Annotated in this window: 7 protein-coding genes; 4 read left to right on the forward strand and 3 right to left on the reverse strand. The window is 70.9% G+C overall.

The features are described 5' to 3' along the window. On the reverse strand, positions 1–1,429 hold a 1,429-nt coding region (locus EBH09_RS19515), incomplete at its 3' end, for an AfsR/SARP family transcriptional regulator (RefSeq protein WP_121748263.1). A 155-nt stretch (positions 1,430–1,584) separates the two neighbouring features. Further along, positions 1,585–2,100 carry a DedA family protein gene (locus tag EBH09_RS19520; protein WP_121748264.1) on the reverse strand — a complete coding sequence of 172 codons (516 nt, stop codon included), beginning with the start codon at positions 2,098–2,100 and terminating at the stop codon, positions 1,585–1,587. A gap of 151 nt (positions 2,101–2,251) precedes the next feature. Here EBH09_RS19520 and EBH09_RS19525 point away from each other — a divergent pair, with 151 nt between their 5' ends. From EBH09_RS19525 to EBH09_RS19535, 3 genes are all read left to right on the forward strand, one after another. Further along, positions 2,252–3,541: a sensor histidine kinase gene (locus EBH09_RS19525; protein WP_193776406.1), complete on the forward strand. Its 1,290-nt coding sequence runs from the start codon at positions 2,252–2,254 to the stop codon at positions 3,539–3,541. Next, positions 3,514–4,173 carry a response regulator transcription factor gene (locus EBH09_RS19530; protein ID WP_121748265.1) on the forward strand — a complete coding sequence of 220 codons (660 nt, stop codon included), beginning with the start codon at positions 3,514–3,516 and terminating at the stop codon, positions 4,171–4,173. The genes EBH09_RS19525 and EBH09_RS19530 overlap by 28 nt, the downstream gene beginning before the upstream one ends. Positions 4,174–4,345: 172 nt before the next feature. After that, the gene (locus EBH09_RS19535) at positions 4,346–4,801 is read left to right on the forward strand and encodes a phospholipase (protein ID WP_121748266.1); all 456 of its coding nucleotides are present in this window, start codon (positions 4,346–4,348) and stop codon (positions 4,799–4,801) included. A 204-nt stretch (positions 4,802–5,005) separates the two neighbouring features. On the opposite strand, the gene EBH09_RS37910 is transcribed toward EBH09_RS19535, so the two are convergent. Then, positions 5,006–5,182, reverse strand: a complete 177-nt coding sequence (locus EBH09_RS37910) for a hypothetical protein (RefSeq protein WP_193776407.1) — start codon at positions 5,180–5,182, stop codon at positions 5,006–5,008. Positions 5,183–5,480: 298 nt separating this feature from the next. Between EBH09_RS37910 and EBH09_RS19545 the strand changes: the two genes are divergently transcribed. After that, positions 5,481–7,088: an acyl-CoA carboxylase subunit beta gene (locus EBH09_RS19545; RefSeq protein ID WP_121748268.1), complete on the forward strand. Its 1,608-nt coding sequence runs from the start codon at positions 5,481–5,483 to the stop codon at positions 7,086–7,088. Positions 7,089–7,237: the final 149 nt, after the last annotated feature.

A 7,237-nucleotide genomic window follows, 5' to 3' on the forward strand; every position in this document is an offset into this window, starting at 1 on the left:
TCCTCCGTACGCCGGCGATCTTCCCGAGCAGGGCGAGGGAATCGTCCTGCTCCATCGGCGCGCACGCCGTCGTGCGTGACCCGGACACGGCGCACAGCCGGGTCCGCCCGGTGACCAGCACCGAGGCCGAGGCGCTGCCCGGAAGCAGGGGATCGAGCTGGAGGTCACCGGCTGCGTTGTCGAGGAGGATCAGCAGCCGCTTGCCGGCCGTGCGGGTGCGGTAGAGCCGCACCAGCTCGTCCAGGTCGGCGGGCGGGCCGTCGAGCACGGCGACGGGTTCACCGAGGGCGCGCAGCAGCCGTACCAGGATCTCGGCCGGGTCCTTGGGCGTGCCGTCCGCGTGGCACAGGTTCGCGTAGAGCTGCCCGTCGGGGAAGTGCTGGACGCTGGCGTGTGCGGCGTGTACGGCGAGCGCCGTCTTGCCCACCCCCGCCATGCCGGTGATCAGCATGCGTTGGGGCCGGAAGACGGGCTGCCTGCCGGACCGGGCCGGCGACAACCGCTCGAGGAGAGACGCGAGTTCGGTCTTCCGGCCGGTGAAGTCGGCGATGTCGGCGGGCAGCATTGCGGGGGGCACGGTGTGGGGCGCGGCCGGCCGCGCGGTCCTGAACGGTCGCCCGCCCGGCATCTGCGGAGAGTTCGCGTGCGGCGCCGAGGCCGCCACCGTCACCGCCATCGGGGCCGGGGGGCGGGGCAGGTCGAGGGTGTTGTCGAGCACCGCCTGGTGGGCGGTGGTCAGGTCGGCGCCGGGGTCGACGCCCAGTTCTTCGGCGAGTGTCCGACGGCCCTGCCGGTAGACGTGCAGCGCGTCGGCCTGCCGACCGCACCGGTACAGCGCGGTCATCAGCTGGGCACGCAGCCGTTCGCGGAGCGGGAACTCCGTCACCAGACCGATCAGTTCGGGGATCAGCTGCTGGTGTCGGCCAAGTTCGAGGTCCGCCTCGACGCGGTGCTCCAGCATCGTGGTGCGCGCTTCCTCCAGCTGCGGTAGTTCCGCGTCCGCGAGGAAGGAGGTGACGTTGGCGAGTGCGGGCCCGTGCCACAGACCCAGGCCCTCGCTCAGCAGTTCGTGCGCGTCCTCGTAGCGCCGCTCGGCGAGTGCCGCCCGGCCGAGCCTGCCGAGCCGCTCGAACTCCGAGATGTCGAGGCGGGCATCGTTGATGAGGATGAGGTATCCGGGCCGGCGTCGCACCAGTTCCACTTCGGGGCCCAGAAGTTTGCGCAGCCGGGAGATGTACGTGTAGATCTGGGCGCTCATGGTGGCGGGCGGTTCCCACCCCCACAGCAGCGCGCTCAGCCGTTCGTCGGTGATGATCCTGCCGCGGGCGAGCAGCAGCGCGGCGAGCACGGTGTGCACCTTGGCCCCCGACATCGAGACGCGTCGTTCGCCCTGTCTGGCTTCCACTGGGCCGAGAAGCTGGAAATCCATGAGTCCCCCACTCACTGACGTTCACTGCTTTCGCGAAGGCCGGCTGGATTGCCGTAGCCTCCTGTCGAACCATCTTTCGAGGCTGTGGCCTGTTCAGTCACCAGCGCCGGATGGCAACAGGCTGCGGTGGCAAGTGACTGCAGGCTTCCCAGCAGTCACAGGCCCGGGCTGAAACCCATCCCGTAGCCGACGAGCACGAAGGTCGGCGCCCACACCGCGCTGCTCACGAAGGACCAGGCCAGATAGGACCGCACCGACATTCCGGAGATCCCGCAGAGCGTCGGCACGAGGGTGCGCAGCCCGGCCGTGAACCGCCCCACGAATACCGCCCGGCCGCCGTGTCGCTGGATGGCGGACAGGGCGCGGGCGGTGAGGTGGGGCCGCAGCATCCGGCGCGGGACGCGATCCAGGAGCCGGGTGTTCCAGCGCCGCCCGACCGCGTAACCGAGGCCGTTGCCGAGTATGGCGCCGAGCAGCGCGGTGACCACGATCCAACCGAGCGGGACCCGGCCGTGGTGCGCCATCACGCCGCCCATCATCACCGCCGTCTGTCCCGGGAGCAGCACGCCGATCAACGGCAGCGCCGCCTCCAGGGCGGGCAGCAACAGCACCGCCGCCAGGACCCCCCAGGTCCCGTACACCAAGGCGTGGTCGGTCAGCCAGGCCATCATCTCGGGCCCCCTCTCGTCGTCTCCAAGACAACCGCGCCGGCCCGCGCCGATCACGACCACTGAGCTGAGTCCTGGGGTAGGGCAGGCCCTACCCCCGACCCTCCGTCCGGGAGGATGGCCCCGGCGGAGATCCGCCTCCTACCGTGAGGTCATGCGCTCACTCAACGTGTGGCAGGCCCTGACGCGCTCCGGATACCTGCTCTCCGGCTGGCCCTGGCGAGCCGCCGGCTATCTCCTCAGCAGTGCCCCGGTCGGAATCGTGGTGCTGCTGGCGGTCGTTCTCGGGGCGGCGATCGGCGGTGCGCTGGCCGTCGTGCTGATCGGACTGCCGCTCCTCGCGCTGCTCGCCCTGTCCGGGCTGCCGGTGGCGGCCGTGGAGCGGTGGCGGCTGGGGCTCGTCGACCGCAGGCCGGCTCGCACACCGCACCGGGCGCCGGCCGAGCCGGGGCTGCTGGCCTGGGGACGTACCCGGTTCCGTGAACAGGCGACGTGGCGGGAGCTCGGCTACACGCTGGTGTTCGCGACAGTGCTGTGGCCGCTCGATCTGCTGGCGTTCTGCATGACGCTCCTCATGCCGGCGGGGCTGGTGGCGACCCCGGTACTCATGGCGACGGTCGGCGATGGCGAGGAGGCGCCCGTGCTGAAGATGTGGACGGCGACCAGCTGGCCCGAGGCGTTCGCCGTCGCCGTCGCCGGCCTGCTGCTCTTCCCTCTCAGCGGCTATGTGATCGGCGCCGTGGCGGTGGCCCGCGCCGAACTCACCCGGTTCCTCATCGCGCCCGTGGAGACCGACCTGGGGGAGAAGGTCACCGAACTCGTGCGTTCCCGCGTCCGGTTGGTCGACGCGTTCGAGGCGGAGCGCCGGCGGATCGAACGCGACCTGCACGACGGCGCCCAGCAGCGCATCGTAGCCCTGACCATGGCGCTCGGCCTGGCCCGTCTCGACGCCCCGCCCGGCCCGCTGGCCGACCAGCTCGCCAAGGCCCACGACGAGGCCGGCAAGGCGCTGGCCGAGCTGCGGGAGCTGATCCAGGGCATCCATCCGAAGGTCCTCGCCGACTTCGGGGTGGGCGCGGCCGTCGCCGACGCCGCCGACCGGTCGGTGGTACCGGTGGACGTCTCGGTGGAGTTGCCGCGGCGGCTGCCCGAGGCGGTCGAGGCCGCCGCCTACTTCGTGGTCTGCGAGGCGCTGGCGAACGTCGCCAAGCACAGCGGGGCGCGGCGTGCCGAGGTGGTCGGCCGGTACACGGACGGGTGGCTCGTCTTCGAGGTGGGGGACGACGGGTGCGGTGGTGCGGACGCTGAACGGGGCAGCGGCCTCACCGGACTTGCCGACCGGGTGTCCGTGCTGGATGGCAGACTGACCCTGTCCAGCCCCGCCGGCGGCCCGACCCTACTGCGTGTGGAGATCCCTTGCGAGCCGACAGAGCACTCCGTGTAGTCCTGGCCGAGGACAGTGTGCTGCTCCGGGAAGGACTGATCGGCCTGCTCGGTCGCTTCGGCCACGAGGTGGTCGCGGCGGTCGGTGACGCGGAGGCGCTGATGACGGCCGTCACCGAGCACACCCCCGACATCGTGGTCACGGACGTGCGGATGCCGCCGGGGTTCACGGACGAGGGGCTGCACGCGGCGGTGCGGCTGCGGGAGGCCCGGCCCTCGCTGCCGGTCCTGGTGCTGAGCCAGTACGTCCAGCGCAGTTACGCCTCCGAGCTCCTCGACTCGGGGGACGGCTCCGGCGTCGGCTATCTGCTCAAGGACCGGGTCGGCCAGGTCGAGGAGTTCCAGTCGGCCCTCCTGGAGGTCGCCGGGGGCGGCACGGTCGTCGACCCGGAGGTCGTCCGTCAGCTGCTGCGCCGCCGGCGTGACCCGCTGGAGCGCCTCACGGCCCGCGAGCGCGAGGTCCTGGCCCTGGTGGCGGAGGGCAAGTCCAACACGGCGGTCGCCCGCGAACTCGTCGTCTCCGAGGCTGCGGTGGGCAAGCACATCGGCAACATCCTCGCGAAGCTGGACCTCCCTCAGGCGGACGAGACGCACCGCCGGGTCCTCGCGGTCCTCGCCTTCCTGCGGGGCTGAGCCGTATACGGCGCGGCGCCCGGCTTCCTGCGGGGGTGAGCCGTGTACGGCGCGGCGCCCGGCTTCCTGCGGGGCTGAGTCGTATATGGCTGCGTCATAGCCCCCGCGGCCAGGCTGTGCCCGCCCCGCGCATCAGCGCCGGGCCCACCCACAGCCCGCCGGAGGATCCCCGATGCGCAGCCGTTTCGCCACGCCCCTCGCCGCCGTCGCTCTCGCCGTGCCGCTCGCCCTCGGCGCGGCGGCTGCCCCCGCCCAGGCCGCCCCCGCCGACAAGCCGAAGGTGCTGAGCGGCTGGACCCAGACCGGCGCGAGCAGCTACACCGCCTGGGTGGCGGCCCGCAACAACCAGGCTTCCTACAGCGCGTACGGCTTCGACTGGTCGACCGACTACTGCACCACGTCACCCGACAACCCCTTCGGCTTCCCCTTCCAGATGTCATGCGCACGCCACGACTTCGGTTACCGCAACTACAAGGCCGCGGGCTCCTTCGACGCCAACAAGGCCCGACTCGACGACGCCTTCTACGCGGACCTGAAGCGGGTGTGCACCGCCTACTCGGGCATCAAGCGCGCCTCCTGCGACGGTTCCGCCTGGACCTACTACCAGGCCGTCGACAAGCTCGGCTAGGAAGCGGGTGCCTGTCACTCGGGGCCCCTGCGCATGTGAAGGTTCGGAGTTCAAGGTTCCTGCGAATTGCCGACCGGCAACCGGCCGTCGACCGACCGGCAATTCACATGCGGAGGGAATTCCTCACCGTGAAAGGCGAAAGGCCCGCCCCCGAAGAATGCGGGAACGGGCCTTCGCCGACGCGGCGATTACTTCTGTGCCGGATCAGTCCCAGCTCGGGTCCGTCTGCGCACTGTCCCAGCTCGGGTCCTTCTGCGACGCCTTCGCCCCGGTGGCCGAGTCCCCCGCCACCTGCGCGACCGCCCCCGCGGCCGGCGCGCCGAGCGCCACGACGGCGGCGGTTATGGCGACAAGACCTGTGCGCAGAACGCTGACCTTCATGTGATCCCCCTGGATGTTTTCCGGATACCGGAAAAGATGCCGAGTGAGCGGGTCGCGCATTCCATCGGAATTCCGAAGCCCGCCCTCCGATGAATGAGATTCTTGTCCCTCGGTCACCCCGGTCACCAGGGGAATCCCATGTCAGGGTGCTGCGCTGGCAGTAGCTTGACAGCGGATCACCGTATTCCGAATCGGCGGCCGGAAGTATTCCGTTTACCGCTGTGTAGAAGAAGTAAAGGTGAAGGGCCTAAAGCTGGTTCCGACGTGCACCCTTGCCCCCTCTCCGAGGAGTACTCAGATGACCCTCGCCGCCGAGCCGGCCACCGGCCCACCGCTGCCACAGCTCGCCGAAAGGCCGGATCTTGCCACGCGCACCGCCGAGCTGCGCAGCTACCACGAGGAGGCACGGCGCGGCCCGGACAGGCAGGCCACGGCACGTCAGCACGCACGCGGCAAGCTCACGGCCCACGAGCGCATCGCCCTGCTCTTCGACGCGGAGTCGTTCACCGAGGTCGAGCCCCTGCGCCGGCACCGGGCCGTCGGCTTCGGCATGGAGTACAAGCGCCCGTACGCCGACGGGGTCGTCACCGGCTGGGGCACGGTCCACGGCCGCACCGTCTTCGTGTACGCCCACGACTTCCGCGTCTTCGGCGGCGCGCTCGGCGAGGCCCACGCCGAGAAGATCCACAAGGTGATGGACCTCGCGGAGGCGGCCGGCGCCCCGCTGGTGGCCCTGTGCGACGGAGCGGGCGCCCGCATCCAGGAAGGGGTCACCGCCCTCGCCGGCTATGGCGGCATCTTCCGCCGCAACGCCCGCTGTTCCGGGGTGATCCCGCAGATCAGCGTGATGCTCGGCCCGTGCGCGGGCGGCGCCGCCTACTCTCCCGCGCTGACGGACTTCGTCTTCATGGTGCGCGGCACCTCACAGATGTTCATCACCGGCCCCGACGTGGTGCAGGCCGTGACCGGCGAACAGATCGACCACAACGGCCTCGGCGGCTCCGACGTCCACGCCACCACGACGGGCGTGGCAGCTTTCGTCCACGACGACGAGGAGTCCTGCCTGGAGGAGGTACGGCACCTCCTGTCGCTGCTGCCCTCCAACAACCGCGAACTCCCCCCTCACCAACCGTCCGACGACCCGGCCGACCGCCGCAACGACGCACTCCTCGACCTCGTGCCGGCCGACCCGTCGCGCGCGTACGACATCCGGGACGTCATCGCGGAGATAGTCGACGAGGGCGACTACACCGAGGTGCACGCCCGCTGGGCGGGCAACGTGGTGTGCGCCCTGACCCGGCTCGACGGCCACGTCGTGGGCATCGTCGCCAACCAGCCGTCGTCGTTCGCCGGGGTGCTCGACATCGCGGCCAGCGAGAAGGCCGCCCGCTTCGTGCAGACCTGCGACGCCTTCTCCATCCCCCTGGTCACCCTGCTCGACGTGCCCGGCTTCCTGCCGGGCCGCGAGCAGGAGCACGGCGGCATCATCCGGCACGGGGCGAAGCTCCTGTACGCCTACTGCAACGCGACCGTGCCCCGGATCCAGCTGATCCTGCGCAAGGCGTACGGCGGCGCCTACATCGTCATGGACTCCCGCTCGATCGGCTCCGACCTCTCCTTCGCATGGCCGTCGAACGAGATCGCCGTGATGGGCGCGGAAGGCGCGGCGGGAGTCGTCTTCCGCCGCGAGATCGCCGCGTCACCCAACCCCGAGGCCACTCGCGCCCAGCTGATCGAGGAGTACCGCTCCGAGCTGATGCACCCCTACTACGCGGCGGAACGCGGCCTCGTCGACGACGTCATCGACCCCGCGCGGACCCGCGCGCTCCTCATCCGCTCACTCGCGATGCTGCGCACGAAACACGCCCCCATCCCAGAACGAAAGCACGGCAACCCACCCGTATAGGAGCCCCCTTGTCCCCGACCCCGAACCCAAATCCGAACCCTGTGTTCACCGTGGAACGCGGCACCCCCGACGCCACCGAACTGGCCGCCCTCACCGCGGTCCTCCTCACCCGCGCCCGACTGCTCCACCCCCCGCCCCCCACACCGGCC

The organism is Streptomyces sp. E2N166, assembly GCF_003671715.1.
GTDB classification, from domain to species: domain Bacteria; phylum Actinomycetota; class Actinomycetes; order Streptomycetales; family Streptomycetaceae; genus Streptomyces; species Streptomyces thinghirensis.

Excerpts from the sequence above, each read along its gene's own strand:
- EBH09_RS19520 (WP_121748264.1), bottom strand. The coding sequence starts at position 2,100 with ATGATGGCCTGGCTGACCGACCACGCCTTGGTGTACGGGACCTGGGGG.
- EBH09_RS19525 (WP_193776406.1), top strand. The coding sequence starts at position 2,252 with ATGCGCTCACTCAACGTGTGGCAGGCCCTGACGCGCTCCGGATACCTG.
- EBH09_RS19535 (WP_121748266.1), top strand. The coding sequence starts at position 4,346 with ATGCGCAGCCGTTTCGCCACGCCCCTCGCCGCCGTCGCTCTCGCCGTG.
- EBH09_RS37910 (WP_193776407.1), bottom strand. The coding sequence starts at position 5,182 with ATGAAGGTCAGCGTTCTGCGCACAGGTCTTGTCGCCATAACCGCCGCC.
- EBH09_RS19545 (WP_121748268.1), top strand. The coding sequence starts at position 5,481 with ATGACCCTCGCCGCCGAGCCGGCCACCGGCCCACCGCTGCCACAGCTC.